Raw genomic sequence first — 21,451 nt, 5'->3', positions numbered from 1 at the left:
CCGGGGGGTTTGGCCCCGTAAGAAAGGGTGCGCCCGGGTACGGTCCCTTGACCGGGGGGGTGGGGGTGCCGGGTGTTGCAGGGTTACAACGCCCCGATCTCGCTCGCGCGAAAACCCGAGCAGGACAGAGGGTTAGGCCCAATCTTTTTTCTAAGCTTCCCGAAACCCTTACGGCGCAAGGGTTTCAGCATCAGGTGCCGATGGGCCCTGTCAGCCGCCGCGCAAGCGCTTCGCGGCGCTCAGGCTCGCCCGCTTCTCGGCATTGGTCAGGACGTTCATCGAGCCGCCGAGGTAGGTTCCGAGCAGCCGCCCGACCTCCTCCGCTACAGCCGGGACGATGCGTTCGAACGCGGCCTTGCTCCTGCCCTCGACCGCAGCCCTGTCGAGCCGCACCTTGGACATGACCTTGCCGACCTTGCCGCCCCACTTGCCGCCCTCGACGTTCTGCAGAACGTGACCGCCGAAGCGGCCCGTGGCCTTGCGCGCGCCCATCTTGAACACGCGGCCGCGCTGGCCTTTCTTGCCGACGAAGCCGCCGACGCGCAGGAAGCCACCCGGATAAGGGTTCGGATCGGCCTTGGACTTGTGCTTGACGCCGCCGCGAACCTCGCGCGGATCGAAATCCTTGAGCGGGATCGGCGTGCCCTTCACCACCAGCATGTAGCTCAGGGTGTTGGGGCTGGCATACACCGTCCGGATGGCGCGGGTGACGGACTTGAGCTTCAAGCCGGTCTCATCCCGGATCGCGCGCTGGATCTGAGTGCGGCCCTTGTTGCCCTCTTTGTTGAGAGCCATCGCCATGATGAGCGGGGCCTTCTCGCCGACCGCCTCAAGCATGTTGCCGTAGCGGCCCATGACATGGTCCAGGGCGTTGATCTCAAGACGCATCGCGCCCTCCTGAAACAGAATGGGCTGGGACCTGCCCCCACCGGGATCTCCGCCCCAGCGTCTTAGTCCCAGCCCTCTTGTTCGGCATCACATGCCCGCCTCCCAGAAGCAGAAAAACCCCGGTCGCGGGTGCGCCGGGGTTTTTCTCTAGCCTTTTGAGGGTAGCCCAAGATGGTCAAGTTTTTGCCCCATCGTCAATTCCGCTCGATGGGCCGCTCTTCGCCAAGAGTACGATTATCTTGCACATCCAGTGGGTTAGGAGTGTGGATAACTTTTTCATCCCACGGCGAGAGCGGAGCGGCGGGCCCGGTGACGGTGAGGGTGTCGAGTTCCGAAATCTGGGCGGCGAGCAGCGCGAGCGCGCAATGCCAGACCTGATACTCGGCCCTTTGCACCGCGATCATCTCAGGCGAGATCAAATAGACCGGCTCATATCCGACCGGCTCTTTGCGCGCGCCGCGATAAATCGGGCGTTGATCCACGATCTCCAGGTCGTCGACGGTCGGCCGGATGCCTGCGCGAGCGTTGAGGATCACGATCACCGAAGTGCTGACTTGCTGCAGGCGCCGTGCCGGCGGCTCGGGCTCTCCCGCGCCCCAACGCTTGGCCCGCGCGAACCACTCGCCGTCCTGCTGCCAGATCTCAACGTCGGCCCGCGCCGCCGTCTCACGATCCCACACCATGCAGACATCCCGCGCCCGCTCGATAAAGTAGTCGTCGAGCGCCAGCACCGCATCATGAACGGCAAACAGATCCTCCGGCACAGCGGCCGCATCGGTGGCGCGACCGAGGATGTTGGCGCCGGCCGGTGAGGTATCGATCGACGTGCCATAGGCGAGGTGGCGCGCAACGATCATGTAGTTGCTCTCGGAGGGCAACATCGGCACCACCAGCCCCAAGATCTTTTCCGGCGTCGCACGATCCACCTGGTATTGCCGATAGGCCCGCACCAGCAGGGCTTCGATATCGATTGTCTCTTTCTGCGCCATGATTTTTGCCCCTCTTTGCCCGTTTGGGAGGCTAGGGAGGATAGACAACCAACAGGCCCCTACCCTCCCAAAGCACCGCCCTCTCTATCTCTTTGCTACCGCTTACTTTTTTCTTTCGTATGGGAGTCTAGGGAGGACAGGGAGGAAAAACGTCGCGCCTCGCCTAAGAAATACGACCCGTTCACCAGCCCCTCAGACCCCAGAGCCATCTTCTCATGTGTGACGCGCGGCTAGGCTCCCTACGCTCCCTAGCCTCCCTCAGAAGCCCCCATCTCGTTGAAATCCCTTGAACCCTTTGGTGGGAGGCAAGACGTTTCAGCGAGGCGCTTGCCTCCCTACCCTCCCGGAAATGCTCAGTAGGTGTGCGAGGAAGGCCGGAACTCATCGCGGATCCGAATGCCGTGGTAGACGGAGATCGACGACTTGCCCTTCTCGAAGCCGAATTGCTCTGCGGTCTTGGGCAGCCGCCGGGTGAAGGTGTTGTTCTTCCAAGCCGTGAGCGCCGATCTCTCGCAGTACGCGACGAAGGCTGCGTACAGGTCGCCGGCAGTCTCGGTGTCGTGCGATTGCTTGGTAATGTCGAGTGCCGCGCGGACGAACGCTCCAATCAGGTCGCTCTCGTCCCGGTACTCCTGCGTCGCCGCCAGGACCTCGTCCGGTGGGTCGAGCTGCCCGCGAGCGAAGTAGTCGAGCGCGCCCGCAATCATCCAATTGAGGATGCCGGAGCGTTCCTCCCACAGCTTCTCGGGCAGATCCTTGTCGCGCTCAGCCTTCGGGATCTGCACGTCGAAGGGAACAAGCGACACACGCCGCCAGATACCGTCATCGTTGCCCTTGATCGGCGGCTTGCGGTTCATCGAGATCACGAGCTTGAAGGTCGGATAGACCTCGACGAACTCTTCATTGAGCCGCCGGACCAGGATGGGCTCGCCGGACGTGAGTTGCTTGATCAGGCTTTCGTCGAAGGACACACCTTCCTTCGGCTCGGCCGAGCGCACCAGGCGCGCGCCTGGCAGACGCACAAGGTCCGGTGTGGCCTCGGCTCCTTTGCGTCTGTCTTCGCCAACGAGCGTGGCAATGGGCACAGATGTGGCGTAGTCGCCGCAGATCTTCGACACCACGTCGACCAGCGTCGACTTGCCGTTCGCGCCTTCACCATGGAACAGCATGAAGACCTGCTCTTTGGTGAGCGCCGTCAAGGAATAGCCGAAGAACCGTTGCAGGTACTCACGCACGGCCGCACTCGGCAGAACGCGGGCAATGAAGGCATCGAAGATCGGGCAGCCTGCTTGCTTGTCGTAGGCCACAGGCCCGAGCTTGGAAATCATATCGGAGCGGGCGTGTTCGCTGAGCTTGGCCTTCCAAACCTTGATCATCCGCTCGGCTTCAGGATTCGGATCTGGGTTTTCCGGATCGGGTTCTTCGACCTGGACGAAGCGCAGGGTGCCATTCTCCACGTTGAAGGCGAGCGGATCGGCATCAAGGTCGCGCACCGGATGCGACAGGTAGGCCGCCGCCTCGCGCAGCATGCCATCGATCTTGCCTGAGTTGCCCGAGGTGTTGGCAAAGCGCCGGCGCTGCGTCTGACGGGATTGCAGCGCCTTGGCTGCCATCTGACCGCGCTCGATCGCCGGCTTGAGCCGCTCCGCCTCTTCCTTCAGGTCGCGCTTCCGGCGGTCGCGCTCCGCCTTGGTGATGTCGCCATTGTCGTCGAGCTCGTTGCGCTCGCGATGGGTCTCGGCAAGACGCTCCCGTGCCGCCTCGGCCGCATCGAGGATCTCGCGTTCGCGCGCCGTCGGCTCCAGCACATAGGATTCGAGCGCAATGGCTTCCACCACCATATGGCACATCGGCCGTATGCCGCAGTCGTCGATGTCTTCGAGCCAGCGCCGGCCATCGTAGACATGCCAGCCGATGTTCTGCACATGCAGGATGTCATTGCCGCAGCGGATGCGCAGCCGCCGGCTGTTGCCGATGTCATTCTGAGGCTCGGCCGCACATTGGCGCACCAGGCTCCAGTCCGTGTTTTCCGGGATCTCGGTTTGATCCTCGAAGCTGTCATCGAGATCCGGAGCGGCCGAGGGGGAAGCCGGGGCCATACCACTCAGCGCCGGCGCATTTTCGACGATCGACACGATGCGCTTGTTCGGATCGTCCGTCACGCTTGCGTCTCCGCTCGGGCCGCAATCTGGCGAATGAAATCCTCATGGGGTTCAAGCGCCCGCAGCAGGTTGCTCAGATCGAAGTACACCGCGCATTCGCGCTGAACGGCCGTGATGGTGTTGAGGCCCACCTCGGTCGGATCCCGCAGAGCAAATTGGTGGAGTGCATTGAGACTGAATGCCGCCTGCTCAGCAGTGGAGATCAGCGTGTCCACCATCTCGCGAAACGTGAATGCGGACGGTACTTCTGGCGCCGGCGACGGCTCGATATCAGTGCGGAGTGCTACGACGTTGGTCATGCTGCTTGCCCCCTCAGCATGGAGTTGAAATCAGTACCCGTATCCGCCCATGCCTCTCGTATGATGCGGCCCGGCCGTTCATGGCGCAGGGCCGCCCGCAGCAGGGCGTTTCGGGTGAACTCAGGCTCGCTGTCGCCGTCGCCCAGCAGGAAGAGCTCCTCCACACTGTCGGGCACCGGCATGATATCGGATGAAAAGTCCGGCACCGCCGACGGAACCATGGTCGGATAGGACCGGCCGCGGCGATCGGTTTTGCGCAGAGTCGGATGCCGCACTGAGGTTGTTGCCTTGCCGCCAAGATTGAGCAGGTTGATTGACGACCAGAACGCAGCGCCCTCAAGCAACGGCGAGTTCAGGAGCTGCAGCGCCGTCCACACGGACAGCACGGTCTCGATGCCTTCGCCCACGAACAGGCGCCGCGGGTTCTTCACGCGCACCAGTTCGATCCGTCCGCCGCGCTGGCTGCCGCGAACCTTTTTTGCCGGCACGAATTCGCCGGTTTCCGGGTCTGGTACCAGGCCCTTGCCGCTCTCCGTCGTCAGATCGATCCAGGTGGCGTGGAGGCCAGCGAACCGGCCGTCAGGGCCAATGATGGCCGCCAGCATCGCAGGGCCGACATGAACCGGCTTCGCTCCCTTGCCGACCTGGCCGAAGAGGGGATGGCGGGGAGCAAAGCGCAGCAAGGCGCCGTCAGGGCGCTTCAGCTTGCGGTGACCCAGGTAGGCGTCGGCGGTGGTGCCGGCGATCGGCTTGGCCGCCGACCAGAAGTCCCAGCAGCGCTTGCGCTCCCGCTCACGGTAGTCCGCCTCGTCCTGCGCCTTGCGGGCTTCGTCCTGCGCGATCTTGGCTCGCCATTCCTGGACCTCGCGCTCGCGCAGCTCGCGGCGCTCCGGCGACTCGTGAGCCGTGCGGCCCGGCGGTGGCCGGTGGTTGAGGATCTCGCAGGCGGTGAAGAAATCGCAGCCTTCGAGGATCTCGCACAGCTCGATCACATCGCCGCCCATTTGGCAGACGCGGCAGTTCCACACGTTCTTGCGGGTATGGACTGAGAAGCGATCTTTCCCATCACGGCAGCGCGGGCATGGACCCGACTTGTCGACGCCGCCCCGCAGCTTCGACATGGCCGGGTGATCAAGCAGCACTGTGATCGGCGTGCGGCGAGCTTCCTCCATCCAGCGCTCGAGCTCGGGATTGGAAGCGCGGGCCATCACGCGCGCTCCCGCACCGTGATGCGCGTCCAGCATTTGCCGGCACCGCAGGAGCATTTCACGCGCTGGCGGACGGTGTTGTCGGTCGCAACCGACAATCCCACCGGCGTCGTCTGTGTCGGACCGCAGCCATAGGCACAGTCGTGCGGCCCGGCCCGGCGGGACGCGGCCTCGACCATGGTTGAGGGAACCCGCAGATCCGTCGCGACATCCTCGGCGCTCTCGCCCTGCGTCAGACGCGCAACGACCTGCTGCTCCCCTTCGGACGTGAGGCGAAAGCGCGGTTGTCTCGGCCGATTGTCCGGCAGCAATTGGCCGTCATTGCTCTTTGTCCGAGGACCGATCGGCGAGAGACGGATCTTGATGTAGTCCGGCGGCCCACCCGGCCCCCAGTCAACGTCCTTCCAGGACCAGACCGCCATGACGTCAGCCCTCCATGCACATCGCGCCAGGCGAGCCGAAGCCCGCTGCGCTGGCGGAAGAGGCCCGCATGGGGAGCCCGTCACCCTCTCGGATCGTCAGGTTTGGGTAGAAGGTTGGACAGTGTCGGTAGAGATCCGCCAGATGCAGCAGTCCGGACCGGGCATCCGAGGGTTTCACCCCATCGGCCATATCGAGAAGTCTGTCGGCACAACTCAAGAACGCCTTCGGCACGGCGCCGGCAGGCTTCACCTGTCTCTTACGCATGTCTTGCCCCTATGTCGTCGGTTGCGGTGCCGGACTTTGCCGGTCTTCCGCAGTGTCAGTGGCTGGGTTCGGCGGCAGTCGGCAGTTCGGGCCGGATCTCGCCAGCGCGCACGCGGGCGAGATCCTGACGGAACCGGTTCAAGGCAGCGATGTGATCAGCCGCTTTCCGGTCGGCGAGGGCGGCTTCCGTTGGCGTGAACACGTGGTCGCCCATGGCGATCGCGACAGTGCCGTGAAGGTCTGCGCCCTTAGCCATCACGTCAGCATGGCTTCGGATCACGGAGGCGGCCGAGGATTCGCTGACGCTCAGTTCATCCGAGAGACGCCGTCCGTTGAGTTCGGCCAGCACCGTCGTCAGAAAGGGCTGCCCGCAATAGGATTCCAGAGCCAACATAGCGGTCAGCGGAATGATTGAGCTGTCGGTGGCCGATTGCCAGCGGCTGACCTCGCTTTTGGAGACGAGAGCGATCTCGCCGGCGTTGATGACGCCGTTGCAGGCCTTCACGAGATCCTGGGTGGCGCTCTTGATGCGGAGAAACCAGGCGTCGGAGATGGGATGGTTCATGGTACAAAGCCTCTCTCACCGGGAAAAGCTTTTGGCTTTTCCCGAAGCGGGAATGGTCTAGGTTTGCGAAAAGGGTTGGGTCGGAACGCGAACGAACGTCAGATCACGAAGGGGCACCCCCATGAAGAACCGTTGCATCAGCGCTGAGCAGGAAACTCGGGTGGCGATCGCCAAGGCTCGCTTGCGCAATGCGCTGCGGACCCAGGCGGTCGCTCGCAGCCTCGCTGCCTGCGCCGAGGCCGGCAGCGATCAGGGCGACGATCGTCAAGCGGATGGAGATGAGCCGGTTCATGCCATGGCCCTCCAGCGCAGAAGCCACCGATCGTGAGTGAGAAACCAGACATGATCTTGAGGATACAACCGGTACCCGACACGCATTACAGACCTCCAACCTCACTCGCGATCGTCGCCGGGAAAGGGCGCGATGACTTCGCCTCCTCCGTACGAGAGGGGCGCGGGATGTCAGCAGGCCAGTCGAGATCAGCAGGCCAGTTGTCCGAGAACCACTGGAGACCGTTCTCAATCCTGGCCGAATGCATGTCGGCCCCTCCTCGAAGGCGCGACAGGGCATTTCCTGCCCCAAAGACAATCGTGGAAACCCGGGCCTCTGAGCGATGGATGGCTCTGGCATAGGCCGACGCGACAGCGAGTAGTTGATCTTTGATCCTCATACCCACCATGGTGCGCAATATTTATCTCATTTGCAACGATAAAGAATGCGCTCCGCAAAAATTCTCATGCGAGATAGATTTATCCCATGGAAAGAACTGAAATCCCGCAAGAGATTCGCGCGCTATTGGACCGCATCGCTCAGCGCCTTGGGGCTACTGGAAAGAGTGAGCGGGCCGCAGCAGAGGAAGCTGGCCTGAGCGGATCAACCATTAGGAACTTGCGTGAGGGTAAGGTGGCCTCGCCGCGGCTCGACACGATTCGAAAGTTAGCACACGTCCTGGACACATCCGTGGAATGGCTCGCGTTCGGATCTGAAAATGTCGGTACCTTGGGGGGCATATCGGCGAAATCGTCACCAGGTGCCCCGGCGAAGCACCATGTTGGGTCCGAAGTTACGCTCATTGATGAGAAAATGAGTCCTGTCCCAATCGTCGGTGACGTGGAGGCAGGCGCCTTTCGGGAGGCTCCCGAATTCGAGCCAGACGAAATCGAGTACGTGCCAGACTTTCCGGACCGGGAGTACCCTGACGCCCGCCGAATCGCATTTCGCGTCCGCGGCGATTCCATGAACGACCTTAAGCCCCGGCCCATGCTGGAGGGGGACAAGGTGGTTGGGCTCGACTTCCACGACATTGAGGGCCGGATCATCCTCCGGGACGGTATGGTCGTCGTGGTCGAACAAACCCGAGATGGTGGGCATACCCGGGAATGGTCGATCAAGCAGCTTGAGATCTATGAGGACCGTTATGAGTTCTGCCCGAGGTCGACCAACAAGCGGCATAAACCAATCGTGGTCCCTAAAAAGGTTGTTCATGATCCCAGTGAAGATGACGGTCGCCACGTCCGGATCTTGGCGCTGGTGCGCCGCCTTGTTAGCGATGTGACGATTTAAGTGTCGAGCGTGCTTAAGCTTGAAGCGAAATCACAGGAAACCAAGGGACTGTAAACGCCCTGAGTTTACGGGCGCACAGGAGCCTGATCCTGCCGCTCATTTTTCAGCCCTTCGCGATGTCTCAAGACGCGAAGGGCTTTTCTTTAGCTACTCCAGATCGGGCACATCGCCGTGGCGAGCAAGGATGACTGGCTCGTCAAAATCCCCCACCTCTGGATCGCCTGTCTGTGCAAATGCCAGTACGCCAGCCCTCGTCTCTGCCAATCGCTCGGCACGGCGAAGAGCAGCGTCCTTGCTGGCCGCCTGGATTGGCAGCTCGGCCCGTAAGGCTCCCCGCTTCTGCCTCGAAAATGGCTGGACGACGTAGAAAGTTTTAGGCGCTATAGCGGTCATAGTGGGAATCCTTTTCTCTGTCTGGAAAGAAGCTCACGAGCCTAGACGAATGGCTCTCGCAGCTTGGGCAGTTCAACTCGAGCCGGCGAGCGAACGCTATGACCCACGTTGTCACCTCGACAGCCGAAAGCCTCCTCATGCCAAGGTGGGCCACCGGATAGGTGTCGGTCAGACAGTCCGTACACCTCATCTGCAATTTGTATCGGTGTTCTTTGGGTAGTGGGCTTGGTGGCGTTGGAGGAATGAAGTGCCCCGGCAAGGTCGTCTCCTGACTCGTTTGTTCTCATCTTGTTCACGGTGATCGGACTGTCGACCCTTCCCTACTGTGGATAACGGGGAACTTCTCCCGGCGACCAAGTTCGCAGTATGAATGTTCTCCTTGCGCTAAACCTAGCAAAGTTTGCGAAAAATAACTCGCATGCTGATTGACGCGATAAAAATAGCGCATTAGCATTGCCTCTCAGCCATACTGCTAGGAGGTTCCATGACCCGCTCTGCTTCTCCGCCCACTGCGCCCGGGCTCGCACTGGGTCCACGTCGTCAGGCCGTGCAGATCCGCCTCCCCAAGCTCCAGTGCTTGGGTAAGTCCGATGCCCTCCTGACAACTATCCTCGAAGCCAAGGCCGTCACTCACGACGGCTATATTTGGCCTGTTCCCCGCCACGAAATGCGAAGCGCCGAATTCATTATCGCGCGAATGGCTGAGGACTTCGATCGCGTTGTGAAGTCTCAGAACCGGGTGACACTCTCCAGCCTTGGCTGGACTGCGGACCAACTCGCCAAGCACCGCGCTTCTGCTGTCACTCACTACAAGCGGTCGCAACCCGCCTCGTCTGGCTTCGCTTCCGCAGCTCGCAGCTTTGCCGCCGGCGCCGCTGAACTCGCCTGCCTCGCTCTCTTCGTTGGGAGTGTGGGTGTGTGGGCGATCATCCTGGGGGCCTAAGATGTTGGGCCGCAGGAATCTCTCGATCTGCCCGGCAGCGTCACTGCTTGAGCCGCGATTCTCTCGCATCCAGAAATTCGTATCCGCCCCTGAACCGGAGGAAGTTTCTGAGCGCCCGCTGGACTGGCGGAATATAGAGGCTTTTGAAGCTCAGGGCACAAAGGCTTGCCTCGCTATTCATTCACTGCACTTTGGTCGCCCGGGCGCGAGTCTCTTCGATGCTGCTGAAGCGATCCGGCGAGAACCGTCGGACGTGTCGCAAAAGGCGATCAAAGGTCGGCACCACGATAAGACAATCTCGATCAGCATTCTTGGACAAGCTGAGATAGGCTGCATTCCAAGCCAGTGCTGCAACAGCATGGAAGGACCCTGCCTCAACAGGGTCGATGCAATGACATTGCGCCTCGACCGTCCGAACGGCGTCGAGCCGGCGCTCGCATCGGGCAAGCTCAGCGCGAATCGCCTTAAATTTTCCGACCTGCGCCTCGTGCTTACGAGCCGAGCCGGCAAAATCCATCACCAGCTCCAGCGTGCTGACAATCGTCACCACGAAGCCCGTGACGGCTGCGAGCAGAGGTTTGTCACCCAGGGCGCCGCCGACGGTGGCCGTTCCCAGAATGGCAGTCAGAAATGCCCCGAACTTGTTGACGCGCAGCAGGAACGCTGCGCGGTCAGTGTGATAGGTCTCGCGGTAAACGAGCTCGAACTTGAGGTCGTACTCCGCCTCAATCAGCGCTTCGGCGGACGCGGCATCGCTGGGGCGTCCTTCGTCGTTCCCCCACCGGGCTTCGGGGACGGCGGGCTCGGGGGACGCGGCGGGGGTGGCGGCGGAGACGGTGGCTTCGGTTGGTTCGCCGCATTGCGCCATGGTGAAGGGCCTTCCATTCGTGATCTCCAATCGGTCGCTTCGGTTGGTGGTTGCGAGGCTCGTGCGGATCTGTCGTCCGCGCGAGCCACCATAACGTGTGAGCACGGCAATGCACTCGTCAGCCAAGCGCAATCCACAGCTGATGGGAGTGTTGTCCCATGACGTGGATCCCCTCCCTCTCCGGCCGACCGATCGACCTGCTGAGGCCGCGCGTGGAAGACGTGGACTTTTTCACGATGGCGACCGCGCTGTCGCAGATCAACCGGTTCACCGGCCAAACCCTGTCCCCGGTCTCTGTCGGCCAGCATCTCCTGATCGGCTGCGACATTGCCCCTGAGGCACTCCGCCCCTGGTGGCTCCTGCATGATGCGCCTGAGGAACGGCTGAACGACACGACAGCTCCGGTGAAGGAGACCATCAGCGCCCTCGCTACACAGATGTTCGGGCCGGAAGCCGCGACGATCATCAAGCAGATCCGGGATGAGCTCGAGCGCCGTCACGATCTGGTAATCCACCAGGCTGCCGGCCTGCCGCTCCCGACGGAAGAGCAGAAACGCGAGATCAAGCGTATCGATCTGATCGCTCTCGCCACCGAGCGACGGGACTTCGCCGCACCACAGAAACGCGAGTGGTTCATCGACAAACAGGGCGTCCAGCCGAGCAAGCGCATCTATCGCTGGCGGCCTCCTGTCGTCGTCGCGGACGATCTCTTTGAGCGCTTCCGCCGCTACCTCCCTCAACTTCCTTCCCGAATCGTCGCCTAACCAGAGAAGACATCATGGATATCACTCTTGACCGGGATCAACTCCTGATCGCACTCGGCGTGGTGCAGCGCATCGTGCCCAAGAAATCCCCAGTTCCTGTCCTGCAGAACATTCTGCTCGATGCCGGTCCGCTCACCATCACGGGAACCGATTTCGACATGATGGGATCGGCCGTGGTCGAAGGACAGGCCGGCACATCCGCGCAGCGCATCACCATCCCCGGACATACGCTCTACGACATCGTGCGCAAGCTGCCCCCCGGGGGCGCGATCAACGCGAGCCTGAAGGACGAGAAAGGTCCTCTGGTCATCAAATGCGGCCGCTCCCGGTTCACCTTGCAGACGCTGCCCGCAGCGGATTTTCCCGACTTCAGCGTCGGGGACATGAGCCATCATTTCAGCATCTCAGGACAGATGCTGGCCAAGTTGATCAGCCGGTGCGAATTCGCGATGGCCACCGATGAGCAACGGCACTACCTGAACGGCATCTACCTCCATGTGGTGTCCGGCCAGGATGGCCCGATGCTGCGCCTTGTCGCCACCGACGGCCACCGCCTGGCGCGGCTCGAGGTGCCCGCCCCTGAGGGGGCCGAGGGCATGCCCGGCATCATCGTGCCGAGCTATTTCACGGCGGAGCTGAAGCGGGTCGCCGAAGCCGCAGGCGATATCGATGTCTCCCTGTCGTCGAACAAGATCCGGATCAGCAACAACAAGGGCATTGTGCTTGTGTCCAAGCTGATCGACGGCAACTTTCCCGACTATGAGCGTGTGATCCCCGCCGGCAACGACCGCACTGTGGTCATCGAGCGCGCCGGGCTGGAAAAGGCAGTCGACCGTGTGCTGACGATCGCCGAGGCCAAGGCGCATGCCATCAAGCTGGCTTTCGCCAATGACCGGATCGAGATCACTCACCGCAACCAGAACGCAGACTCGTCGGCCGAGGAGATCGACGCGGCCTTCGACGGCCAGGCGATGACGGTCGGGTTCAACGGCCGCTATCTGCTCGACATCCTGGGCGCAGCCGGCGGCGAGCGCATCATTGCCCGCCTCGGCGACCCGGGAGCTCCGGGCATCTTCCTCCCCGAGGACGATGAGAGTGCCCTCTTCGTCTGCATGCCAATGCGCGTGTGACGCGCGCACTCCCCTCCCCTGAAACCTCCGTTCTCACCTGGAGCCATTCTTATGTCTGCCCCACCGCCCTCAAAGCTCGAAGCCGCACGCAAAGCTCCCGATCGCAAACTCCGGACCGAATCCATGGCTCAGGTAATGCGCGAACGGGAGGCCGCAGACGGCGCGTGTCAGTCCAACCACCTTCGCGCCGCCGGGTTCACGGAGGCGGAGATCTGGGCTTATGCCGACGATGCTCGCGCACTCCTCTCAGGCCGCAAGCTTCCCGCTCGGATTCCTCCTTCGGCTGCTCGCCGCGAGAGCACCATCCTCATCGCGCAGGCCAGGAAGATCCGTGGCCGCATCCATGCCGCCCAGGAGGTGAGCCATGGCTAATGCATCTCTCCAGGAAGAACATCTCTCCACCGCGTCAGTCGAGCTGCAGTGGCTTCGCTATGGCCACGACGAGCGAGCGCCGGGCGGTTTGACCAATCCGCGCAAGGCCAACCGGTCAGAAGGCATCGAGCAGCTGGCGGCCTCGATTCTCGCCCACGGTATCATTCAGCCGCTCGCCGTGGTCGCGGGTGATGGCGGGTATTTCTATGTCGCCGAAGGCAACCGCCGGCTGCGGGCGCTTGAAGGGCTGAAGGATGACGGACGGATTGACGCCGGCTATTCCGTACCGGTCCGAATCCTGGCCGCCGGCTCTTCGGTTTCAGAAGCGGCTCTCGCCGCCAATATCGTCCGCGTTCCCCTGCACGAGGCCGATCAGTACGAAGCCTTCAGGGCGCTCGCCGATGAGGGCCTATCAGAGGCCGCGATTGCCTCGCGCTTTGCGATCGACGCCAAGCGCGTGCGCCGCATCCTGGCGCTCGGCGGTCTCTCATCGATGATCCTGCAGGCCTGGCGCGATGGCAAGCTCGGGCACCACACGGAGGAAACCGTCAGGGCTTTCACGCTCGCGCCGAGCCTCAAGGACCAGGAGCGCGCGTTCAAGAAGCTGTCGAAGAACGGCAATCTTTACGCTTCCGCCGTTCGCCAGGAGTTCGGCGCCAACAAGGGCGATGCCGGACGCTACCTGACCTTTATCGGCAAGGAGGCCTATGAAGCCGCTGGTGGCGGCATCACCGAGGATCTATTCGGCACCAACCACGTGATCTCGGATGCACCGCTCGCCAAACAGCTTGCCGATGAAAAGCTGAGCCAGGAATGCGAGCGCCTGGTCGCCGAGGGATGGTCCTGGGCGGCTCCGCTCGATGACTTGCCTGTGGGCGCACGCTGGCAGTGGCCCACAATCCGCTGCGAAAAGGAACCGACGCCCGAGGAGGCGAAGCGTCTCGACGAGTTGCAGGCGATCATGGACGCCGACGATGACCAGGATGTCTGGGAAGCCGCCAGCACCGAGGTAGATGAGATCGAGGCGCGGATCGAATCTCGCGGCTTCAGCGCCGAAGCCAAAGCCAAGTCCGGTTGCATCCTCTCGCTTGGGAACAATGGTCAACTGGAGATCCGGGCCGGCGTGATGAAGCCGAGTGCAGATCGGCAGCCCTCACGAACCGAGACCAAGGTTGCGTCCAAGGACAAGGCTGACGCGATGATTTCCAATGCCCTTGTGCAGCGGCTATCGGCGCAGCTCACGCAGGCGGCCGCCAAAGCAGTGAGGGCCCGTCCCAGCCGGGCCTTCGAGATTTCGATCGCCGCCCTGATTGCCAACAAGAGCTTCGGCATGGGCGCGAGGCTGAACCATGGCGGTATGGCCAGCCGCGGCGAGAGCAAGGCCATCGAGTTCAAGAAGGCCTATCTGAACATTGCTGCCATGGATACTGAGCAGCAGCTCGCCGCATTGGCCGAGATCGTCGGTCAGTCGTTCGATTTTCAGACGCGGAACATCAACACCCTGCCGCTGAAAGATGAATCGGTCTCGCTGATCTGCGAGGTCCTCGGCCATGAGATGGTCGACGCCGTCGCGGAGACCTTCGATGCGGAGGATTACTTCCGCAGCGTCAGCAAGCCGCTGATCCTGAAGGCGATCGCGGAAGCCTTGGGAGCCGATGCCGCCCGCCGGGCCGGCACGAAGCCGAAGGCAGACCTGGTGCAGCTTGCCGTGAGCAACGTGCCGGCGTCAGGCTGGCTGCCCCCGGAGCTGCGGACGTCACATTACGCGGGACCAGGTGCAGCTGCGGCGAAGCAGGCTAAGCCGAAGGCAAAAGCGAAGCCGACAGCAAAGAAGGCTCCCGGCAAGAAGGCGCCCGCTCCGAAGGCTAAGTCACGCGCCAAAGGCGCTCCGGAGACGGCCCGTGCCTGAAATCTGCATGTGCATCTCCACGATCTGCCCGGCGCGGCGCAACTGCTATCGGCACTCCGAGAGCGGGACGCAGCCCACTGAGCGGCAGCCTTACTACCCGCTGGGAGACGAACACGGGCCCAGCGAAGACGAGCACTGCCGGCAGTTCTGGCCGGTAGGGCAGATCGAAATGCCGTTCATCACCCACCCAACGAATGAGGTGCGTCTGTGAGTGACACCCTCAACGACCGTCGTGAGCCATCGCCGAACGAAGGTCCCGACGCACGCGCACTTCGGGTGAGCGCGCATGCCAGCCGGGCCTTCGAGACCCTCCGAGCCGAGATCTTCTCGCTTTGCAACGAAGCCTGCCGAGATTCGGAGGAGAAAGGGCGGCGGGATGCGGCACTCGAGCTGCACCGAGCAGGCTTTACCGATGCCGCAGCATTCCTGATGGGCAATGCCGCCAACGGTGCGATGCGCTCATGACCGATTACCTCACCGTCGTCACTCTGCCGCCCCCCCATGCCTTTCCGATCGGCGCGCTTGTGCGGGCGGGAGAGTACTCGGGCGAGGTCGTGAAACTGTGCGGCCCCTACTCCGTCACGATCCGCGAGCCTTCGGGCCGACTCCTCACCACGACGATATCCGACATGGTGCCGGATGACAGCGCCGTGAAGGCTCAACCCGCCAAGCCGGCTGCTCCAGTCGACCTGTTTTCGTACCTGGAGCGGTAACGCATGTGCAGACCCTTCCGGCCGTTCAGAGACGTGCTGCCCGCCTGGTACCTCCGCCTGATGATCTGCACCGCGATTGCAGTCATCGTCTTCGGCCCACTTTGGTGAGGTGACAGATGCCGGTCTATGTCGACGACGTACGCATTCCTTATGGCCGCATGCTCATGTGCCACATGTGGGCCGACACGCGCGAAGAGCTGCACGCCATGGCCGATCGGATCGGTGTGCGCCGCAAGTGGTTTCAGCGCCCACCGAAGGCCAGCTGGGAGCACTACGACATCTGTCTGACGAAGCGCGCCCAGACCGTCCGCTATGGCGCGATCGTCACCGACAAGTACGGTCCCTCTGAGTTCGTCGCCAAGCAGAAGGGCGATCAGAAGATGCTCGACCGGATCGCTCATTTGCGAGCCCGTTTCGAGACCCCGCTGTTGCTCTGAGCCAAACCAAGAGGCCGACCCTATGAGTGGAAAGAAGAGAATCAATACCATGCGTCAGGCCCTTGAGGCTGATCGCAAAGCCTTCGACGGCATGACACGCGTGCTCGATGAGATCGAGCTCGAACGCCGCCGTCAAGTCGAAGAGGAAGGCTGGACGCCACGCCACGATGATCAACACGCACGCGGCGAGATGGCTGCCGCTGCCTATTGCTATATCGGCGAGGTCTGCTGGCGGCGCGACCACCCAGATGCTGGCCGCTGCGATCTTCCTCCACCGGACTGGCCGTGGTCGCGAGAGTGGTGGAAGCCGAAAGGAGATCGCCGCAACCTGGTGCGCGCGGCCGCCTTGATCGTGGCGGAGATCGAGCGGACGGACCGCGAGGAGGCACGGCAGTGCGGCTGATCATTTGGGCATTGTGGCTGTCATTCATTGTTGGAAGCGCTCCAGTCGGTGAGCCCCATTCAACGTGCCCTCATGTCCAGGCGGCGATGAAGCTGTTGGGTCTCTGTGACTGGTGGCTCACCTGGCGAAATGAACTGAATGAGCCTGCCTCCGATATCGATGCATGGCAGTGGGACCACACCTGCCGAGCCTATTACGTCGCCGACGTCTGACTTCTTTCCAAGCCGCCGTTTATGCGAATCCCCGTTAACCACGAGAGCCCCATGAGTCCCTTGAACACACAGAGCCCAGCCACCCTCGATGAGAAGCTCTGGGCGGCCGAGGCCGCGAGCAAGCGCCTGAAGGAGAGCCTCGATCTCTGCGAGAACGAGAACGATAAGGCGCGCCGCATCATCCTCTGGTGCGCCGAGCGCCTGCCGAAGGAGCACATGCCCGAGCTGCGCAAGATGATTCAGAGCGGCGTTTCCGTCGAGCAGGCGGAGGAGGATCGCGAGGAGTTGCTCCGCCTGCACAAGTCGATCGAGAAGATCACTGACCTGGTGCAGGAGGCGATCGACAGCAAGGGCGAGCCGCCGGCGAGCTGGTACCAGAAGGCCGACGCCCAGGCGGAGATCCTGCGCGGGTTTCTGCCGAGCGAACCACTGCCGAAGACTCTGCACGAGATCCGCAATGCTATCGGAGAGTGAGTCATGACGCCGGTAGAAAGAGCCCTAGAGGCCCTGTTCAAGCACCGCGACTTCCCGATCGGAGACAACGCCAAGGGTGAGCGCGATTGCTACGCCATCAGCATCCCGACGCTGGTGCGGACCATCGAGGCGGCGATCGCCGACGAGCGCGAGCGGTGCGCCCAGGTCGCGGAAAGCGGGCATGAGCGGTGGAATGCGCAAGTGCCCTGCCCTGTCGTGTGTGACGTCACGGCCTGTGAAGAGATCGCCGCCGCCATCCGAGGAATGTGAGATGATGAACAAGTATCGAGACGGCGGTCCAGCATTCCCTCAGTTGGATGTTGAGAGCGGCCAGCGCGATGGGCACGGAGATCTGATCGAGCCTTTCACAACATCGGCGGGAGGGATGACGCTGCGGGACTATCTCGCCGCACATGCCCCGATCTCGTTCGAGATGGCCGCTCAGGTCTTTGGCGATGTGCCACCCTTCAACGATGCCAACCGCGCAGCCTTCCTCGCCGTCTGGGCCCTCGTCCGCTACGAGTATGCGGACCAGATGCTCCGCGAGCGGGCAGAGGACAGGGCATGAGCACCGTTCTAGCCCGCCTAGCCGCCGCAGAGGCCGAGCTCGCCGCCGCCAAGCGAGCCGTAGCCGAGGCCCATTGCAGCGAGGCTGGCCACGACTGGCAGCATATCGGCGGCAGGAACTGCGGCTGCACCGACGGAGGCTGCTCGTTCCCGGTCATGCAATGCAGCAAGTGCGGCGATTGCGACTATGGCGACAATGCCGAGGGGCGCGAGACCGCATCACGGTGCGCCGCTCGCCGCAACGAAGAGTATTCCAAGGTCCCTCTCGATCCGGACATCCCCTTCTGAGGGCGCTGTACACTTTTACAAGTTACGAGCAACTGATCGATTGCCTCAACTGCTAAGCCATTGATCTTACCGTCTCTCAGACTGGTTCAATGAATTTATCTTAGCCTTTTCTATGCTGATAGGCCGCCCCATGACTGTCAGAAAAGCTGACCTTCCCCTGCCCTCCCGAACTCCGGCCTATGTGTCGCGAGAGGTTGGCTCGGCAGAGTTGCACATCTCGCCAGAAACCTGGGACAACTGGGTGGCTAGAAAGATTCTGCCGCCGGCAGCTCCCGGCCTGCCAGAAGGCACACCGCGATGGCGCTGGGCCGACGTGGATGCGTGGCTCACGAGGCGCAAACCTGAGGAACAAGAAAGCTCGGCCGTTGCACCTCAGCAGGAACAATGTACCGTAGCCGACCCGTTTGTTGCCAATGCTGGGAAGCTACGCCATGCCCAGACGAAGGGTCGCCGCCGTGCAACTGCCGCCTGAGGTCCAAGTCGTCCGGTCCAAGGGCCGGCTCTATTACTACTGGGCGCCTGGCCGGAATACAGCACGCGCTGGCGAACGCCATAAGCTCCCTCGGGACCCACAGTCGTCGGAGTTCTGGCGCGAGATCGAGCGCCTGGGCGGTAGCAACCCAAATGTGCCAGCAGGTTCAGTGGCTGATGTCGTCGGCCGGTACCGCTCCGGAGAAGACTTCCTGAGCCTCGCGGAGTCGACCAAGAAGACCTATGGCGTCCATCTCGACCGGTTCGAGAACCCGGATGCTTGGGGGTTGTTCCCGGCCAAAGGCTTGACCCCGGTCGCAGTCCAGACGGCCCGCGATGCGATGAAGGACACACCCGTCATGGCCAACCAAATGCTGGCTGTTGGGCGAACTGTCTGGGACTGGGCAATCCCGCTAGGTCTCGTGACCCTGAACCCGTTCGAGAAAATCAAAGATCTCCGCATCCCAGACCGCGGGCATGTGCCATGGCCAGAATGGGCCCGAGCTTACGTGATGGAGAGCGCACCAAGCGACATCGCCCGATTCGTTCGGCTCGGGCTAATGACAGGCCAGCGCGAGAGCGATATCGTTCGCTTCGGCCCTGTCCACCGGGAGCGCAACGGCTTGTGGTGCCGCCCGCAGAAGACGAATCGCGTCCGCAAGGCCTTCTTCATCCCGCTCTCGACGGCCGAGGCGATCGAGCTCGACCGCTGGGGCGAGACCCCAATCGGCTTCACCTCAACCCGCTGGAAGGCTCCGATCGAGCGCCACCGCGAGGACGTCTACCTCTACACGCCCCGAGGCCAAGTCTACACTCCGGAGCGAATCCGGTCGCGCTGGGGACGGTGGCTGGAGCAAACAGCTGAGGGCAAAACGCTCTGCAAGCGCTGGCGCACATGGTTGGCTGACCAGGTCAAGCGATATGGCTGGGAGATCGACCCGGAGGACAGCCGAGGCCCTACCCTTCATGGCCTACGCGGTGCGGCTGTGATGGAGCGCCGGCGGCAGGGCTACGAAGCCCAGGCAATCTCCAACGATATTGGTATGAGCCTGCCGATGGTGATGCGCTACACCCGCTTTATGGATCAAATGGAAGCCGCCGAGATGAACCGGCGGCGGTTCGAAGTGATCAATAGCTGAATAGTAGGCGGGAGCCGCCGCAACCCTCATAGTGCGGCGGCGCAGATAGCTTAGGTGCGATCTTGACGCGGCCAGGATGGCTGCAGATGAGGATCTATCTTCGGCTGCGAGCTCCGGTTCGAGTCGAGCTTGCTAGAATTAAGTACTTTCTCAGCGAACGCGCGCTTAGAAGACGTCCAGGAGTTCGTACGATTGGCAGCCTCACTCGCTAAGTTTGTCACCCAAGAAGTACTCTTCGCAGCGGTCATTGTGCCTCTCCCGTTTTGTTCTCTAAAGCCGCTTCCGACCAGTCGGCTCGACTCATGGAACTGAAATAGACCGATTCCAGTTCCGATGAAAATGATGCCACAGACACACCCTTAGGCCCACGTGAAGGGGCGGCTTCGGAATGTGCGTACCCGTGGCTATCCTTCCTCTCAATAAAATCAAAAAGGTCAAAAAAGCGTGTGGGAGATACCCCCACGAACGCCTCAAATTTCACCGCGTCATCGTCTGCATCTCGGTCCTCATCAACCTGGATCGCGCGCTTATAGAGCCTTTTTGCCCGGCTCTTCGGATACGGCTCGATGTAGACCACACGTTTGACTCCGGCCGCGATGATATGGCGAGCACACATATGGCAGGGGAAGGTAGTGCAAAACAGCGAACTGTCCTTGATTGCCACGCCCCGCATCGCAGCATCGCTGATTGCTGCCATCTCAGCGTGAACGATTCGGCCAAACTCCAAAAGGCTTGAGATCATCGTTCCGGCGAGAGGCTTCTTGTCCTCGAACAGCGCCAGCAATGCGAGATCTTCGGGCGTCTTCGAACTGTATTCGTCCTTGAGCCAACCGGCTCGCTGGAGTTCCTTCATCGCGCCAGACACGATTTCGATTTTCGCGGCGGCCGCAGCATCAACACCTAGCTTATAGTCGCGATAGTCCTCGTCCTTGCCGGCCACATCATCCCATTGGACGCCCCCGCCGGCTCTTGGCACTTCGTTGCAGCCAGTCGAAAGGATCTCACCCTTTGGCGTTGCTATGACAGCACCAACCTGCCGTGAAAGGTCGGCCGATCGTGCAGCTGTTGAACGGGCATGAAACATCAAAAATTCATCAGCCGTTGGCGTGATGAAAGGTGCACCAAACAGAAGCTGAATAAACCGCCTTACATCACTCCTGACCGAATTGCCGGCCTTGAGGAATACATCAGCCAATGGAAAGACATCTTCCAGGCGCTGGCCAAATGCGTCTCCGCGCTCCTTTTGATCGGTATCGATAATCTCTTCTGCGACAGACCGATATGTCCTCTCATCCGGTGCCTTCCGGCTTCGCGCTATTCTCCGAGATAGATTTTCAATTCGGCTTTCTCTCGGCTCATAAATGGAGATCAGGAAAACTTGCTTGCTGTAGATCTGCCTAAGCGTGTCGATCTCTTCCTTACGCTTGAGGGAGCTAATAATGTAGCAGACGCCTTCCGCTGGCACCGATACGTCGCTGTCCGCATTCGTCTCAGATCGCGTTCTCTGGACCTGAGCAATAGCAAGCCGAACGACTGCGTCAGCGGATCCCTCAAGCCGACGGATACGATTTCCAGCCTTGATGCTTTCACGGATCCGCTCATCATCAGCTTCGAGGCCTGCCAAGTACTCCAGGCCAGGAAGCGTCGCCATGAGTGAGCTGAGACGTATAGGCACCGGCGTATACCCGACACTTCGGAGCTCGGTTGAGAGGGCCTCGGTGACTGTGTGCGTGTCTGTTCCAGAGGCCGCACCCAGACAAAAGAACAACTCTGGGCGAATAATCTTCGCGACGTCGCCTGCACTATCCCCAGACTTGCCCATTCTACGCCTCGATGCGCCTCAAAAGCAACTTTATGACTCAACTAGCGTACTTTGCTAGTGGACGCCCGGATGACACGCCAGTCGATTCAAAACGATCCTGAATCGATTCTTATCCACAGCATCAACCAGATCTCCCGCATTTCATCTGCCAAACGTTAACGTCTTCAATCTAAGGCCGCGGGCG

26 protein-coding genes are annotated in these 21,451 nt (G+C 61.7%); 15 read left to right on the top strand and 11 right to left on the bottom strand.

Annotated elements, in window-relative coordinates; translation table 11 throughout:
* Positions 1–210: 210 nt before the first annotated feature.
* The 9 genes from ACD578_RS05325 to ACD578_RS05285 all read right to left on the bottom strand — a co-directional run bounded on the left by ACD578_RS05325 (position 211) and on the right by ACD578_RS05285 (position 7,090).
* Positions 211–888, bottom strand: coding sequence for a hypothetical protein (locus tag ACD578_RS05325; RefSeq protein WP_404291520.1), 678 nt, complete (start codon positions 886–888; stop codon positions 211–213).
* Between the two features lie 194 nt (positions 889–1,082).
* Complete coding sequence (locus ACD578_RS05320) at positions 1,083–1,877, bottom strand: hypothetical protein (protein ID WP_404291518.1); 795 nt, start codon at positions 1,875–1,877, stop codon at positions 1,083–1,085.
* 353 nt (positions 1,878–2,230) lie between these two features.
* Positions 2,231–4,039, bottom strand: coding sequence for a phage/plasmid primase, P4 family (locus tag ACD578_RS05315; RefSeq protein WP_404291516.1), 1,809 nt, complete (start codon positions 4,037–4,039; stop codon positions 2,231–2,233).
* Positions 4,036–4,338: a hypothetical protein gene (locus ACD578_RS05310; RefSeq protein ID WP_404291514.1), complete on the bottom strand. Its 303-nt coding sequence runs from the start codon at positions 4,336–4,338 to the stop codon at positions 4,036–4,038. The genes ACD578_RS05315 and ACD578_RS05310 overlap by 4 nt, the downstream gene beginning before the upstream one ends.
* Complete coding sequence (locus ACD578_RS05305) at positions 4,335–5,546, bottom strand: CHC2 zinc finger domain-containing protein (protein ID WP_404291512.1); 1,212 nt, start codon at positions 5,544–5,546, stop codon at positions 4,335–4,337. The genes ACD578_RS05310 and ACD578_RS05305 overlap by 4 nt, the downstream gene beginning before the upstream one ends.
* Entirely contained in the window at positions 5,546–5,968 is a 423-nt protein-coding gene (locus ACD578_RS05300) for a hypothetical protein (protein WP_404291510.1), read from the bottom strand. The genes ACD578_RS05305 and ACD578_RS05300 overlap by 1 nt, the downstream gene beginning before the upstream one ends.
* A gap of 4 nt (positions 5,969–5,972) precedes the next feature.
* Positions 5,973–6,233, bottom strand: a complete 261-nt coding sequence (locus ACD578_RS05295; protein ID WP_404291508.1) for a hypothetical protein — start codon at positions 6,231–6,233, stop codon at positions 5,973–5,975.
* A gap of 55 nt (positions 6,234–6,288) precedes the next feature.
* Positions 6,289–6,798 carry a hypothetical protein gene (locus ACD578_RS05290; RefSeq protein WP_404291506.1) on the bottom strand — a complete coding sequence of 170 codons (510 nt, stop codon included), beginning with the start codon at positions 6,796–6,798 and terminating at the stop codon, positions 6,289–6,291.
* Between the two features lie 103 nt (positions 6,799–6,901).
* Entirely contained in the window at positions 6,902–7,090 is a 189-nt protein-coding gene (locus ACD578_RS05285) for a hypothetical protein (protein ID WP_404291504.1), read from the bottom strand.
* 465 nt (positions 7,091–7,555) lie between these two features.
* Here ACD578_RS05285 and ACD578_RS05280 point away from each other — a divergent pair, with 465 nt between their 5' ends.
* Positions 7,556–8,362 carry a helix-turn-helix domain-containing protein gene (locus ACD578_RS05280; protein ID WP_404291502.1) on the top strand — a complete coding sequence of 269 codons (807 nt, stop codon included), beginning with the start codon at positions 7,556–7,558 and terminating at the stop codon, positions 8,360–8,362.
* An 877-nt stretch (positions 8,363–9,239) separates the two neighbouring features.
* Positions 9,240–9,698: a hypothetical protein gene (locus ACD578_RS05275; RefSeq protein ID WP_404291500.1), complete on the top strand. Its 459-nt coding sequence runs from the start codon at positions 9,240–9,242 to the stop codon at positions 9,696–9,698.
* Positions 9,699–9,879: 181 nt separating this feature from the next.
* Here ACD578_RS05275 and ACD578_RS05270 read toward each other — a convergent pair whose 3' ends face one another.
* The gene (locus ACD578_RS05270; protein WP_404291498.1) at positions 9,880–10,596 is read right to left on the bottom strand and encodes a hypothetical protein; all 717 of its coding nucleotides are present in this window, start codon (positions 10,594–10,596) and stop codon (positions 9,880–9,882) included.
* A 128-nt stretch (positions 10,597–10,724) separates the two neighbouring features.
* On the opposite strand from ACD578_RS05270, the gene ACD578_RS05265 reads away from it, so the two are divergent.
* The 13 genes from ACD578_RS05265 to ACD578_RS05205 all read left to right on the top strand — a co-directional run bounded on the left by ACD578_RS05265 (position 10,725) and on the right by ACD578_RS05205 (position 19,445).
* Positions 10,725–11,330: a hypothetical protein gene (locus ACD578_RS05265; protein ID WP_404291496.1), complete on the top strand. Its 606-nt coding sequence runs from the start codon at positions 10,725–10,727 to the stop codon at positions 11,328–11,330.
* 14 nt (positions 11,331–11,344) lie between these two features.
* On the top strand, positions 11,345–12,460 hold the full coding sequence (dnaN, locus tag ACD578_RS05260) for a DNA polymerase III subunit beta (protein WP_404291494.1): 1,116 nt from the start codon (positions 11,345–11,347) through the stop codon (positions 12,458–12,460).
* A 123-nt stretch (positions 12,461–12,583) separates the two neighbouring features.
* On the top strand, positions 12,584–12,832 hold the full coding sequence (locus ACD578_RS05255) for a hypothetical protein (RefSeq protein ID WP_404291492.1): 249 nt from the start codon (positions 12,584–12,586) through the stop codon (positions 12,830–12,832).
* Positions 12,825–14,741 (top strand): ParB/RepB/Spo0J family partition protein, encoded by a 1,917-nt coding sequence (locus ACD578_RS05250; protein ID WP_404291490.1) that lies wholly within the window; start codon positions 12,825–12,827, stop codon positions 14,739–14,741. The genes ACD578_RS05255 and ACD578_RS05250 overlap by 8 nt, the downstream gene beginning before the upstream one ends.
* A 207-nt stretch (positions 14,742–14,948) precedes the next feature.
* Entirely contained in the window at positions 14,949–15,206 is a 258-nt protein-coding gene (locus ACD578_RS05245) for a hypothetical protein (RefSeq protein ID WP_404291488.1), read from the top strand.
* Complete coding sequence (locus ACD578_RS05240) at positions 15,203–15,454, top strand: hypothetical protein (protein ID WP_404291486.1); 252 nt, start codon at positions 15,203–15,205, stop codon at positions 15,452–15,454. The genes ACD578_RS05245 and ACD578_RS05240 overlap by 4 nt, the downstream gene beginning before the upstream one ends.
* 116 nt (positions 15,455–15,570) lie before the next feature.
* Entirely contained in the window at positions 15,571–15,891 is a 321-nt protein-coding gene (locus tag ACD578_RS05235; RefSeq protein ID WP_404291484.1) for a DUF4031 domain-containing protein, read from the top strand.
* A gap of 49 nt (positions 15,892–15,940) precedes the next feature.
* A complete protein-coding gene (locus ACD578_RS05230) occupies positions 15,941–16,294 on the top strand; it encodes a hypothetical protein (protein ID WP_404291482.1) in 354 nt (117 codons plus the stop codon).
* Positions 16,295–16,557: 263 nt separating this feature from the next.
* The gene (locus ACD578_RS05225; RefSeq protein ID WP_404291480.1) at positions 16,558–16,980 is read left to right on the top strand and encodes a hypothetical protein; all 423 of its coding nucleotides are present in this window, start codon (positions 16,558–16,560) and stop codon (positions 16,978–16,980) included.
* A gap of 3 nt (positions 16,981–16,983) precedes the next feature.
* A complete protein-coding gene (locus tag ACD578_RS05220; protein ID WP_404291478.1) occupies positions 16,984–17,250 on the top strand; it encodes a hypothetical protein in 267 nt (88 codons plus the stop codon).
* 1 nt (position 17,251) lies between these two features.
* Positions 17,252–17,548 (top strand): hypothetical protein, encoded by a 297-nt coding sequence (locus ACD578_RS05215; protein ID WP_404291476.1) that lies wholly within the window; start codon positions 17,252–17,254, stop codon positions 17,546–17,548.
* Complete coding sequence (locus ACD578_RS05210; protein ID WP_404291474.1) at positions 17,545–17,835, top strand: hypothetical protein; 291 nt, start codon at positions 17,545–17,547, stop codon at positions 17,833–17,835. Before ACD578_RS05215 ends, ACD578_RS05210 begins: the two co-directional genes overlap by 4 nt.
* Before the next feature lie 431 nt (positions 17,836–18,266).
* The gene (locus ACD578_RS05205; protein WP_404291472.1) at positions 18,267–19,445 is read left to right on the top strand and encodes a hypothetical protein; all 1,179 of its coding nucleotides are present in this window, start codon (positions 18,267–18,269) and stop codon (positions 19,443–19,445) included.
* 244 nt (positions 19,446–19,689) lie between these two features.
* Here the strand turns inward: ACD578_RS05205 and ACD578_RS05200 are convergent, their stop codons facing one another.
* Positions 19,690–21,267, bottom strand: a complete 1,578-nt coding sequence (locus tag ACD578_RS05200) for an anti-phage dCTP deaminase (protein ID WP_404291470.1) — start codon at positions 21,265–21,267, stop codon at positions 19,690–19,692.
* Positions 21,268–21,451: the final 184 nt, after the last annotated feature.

It is taken from the genome of Microvirga sp. RSM25 (genome assembly GCF_044784385.1).
In the GTDB taxonomy this organism is placed as follows: Bacteria; Pseudomonadota; Alphaproteobacteria; order Rhizobiales; family Beijerinckiaceae; genus Microvirga; species Microvirga tunisiensis.
Note: the sequence above shows the minus strand (reverse complement) of the source record. Positions and strands in the feature narration are given on the sequence as shown.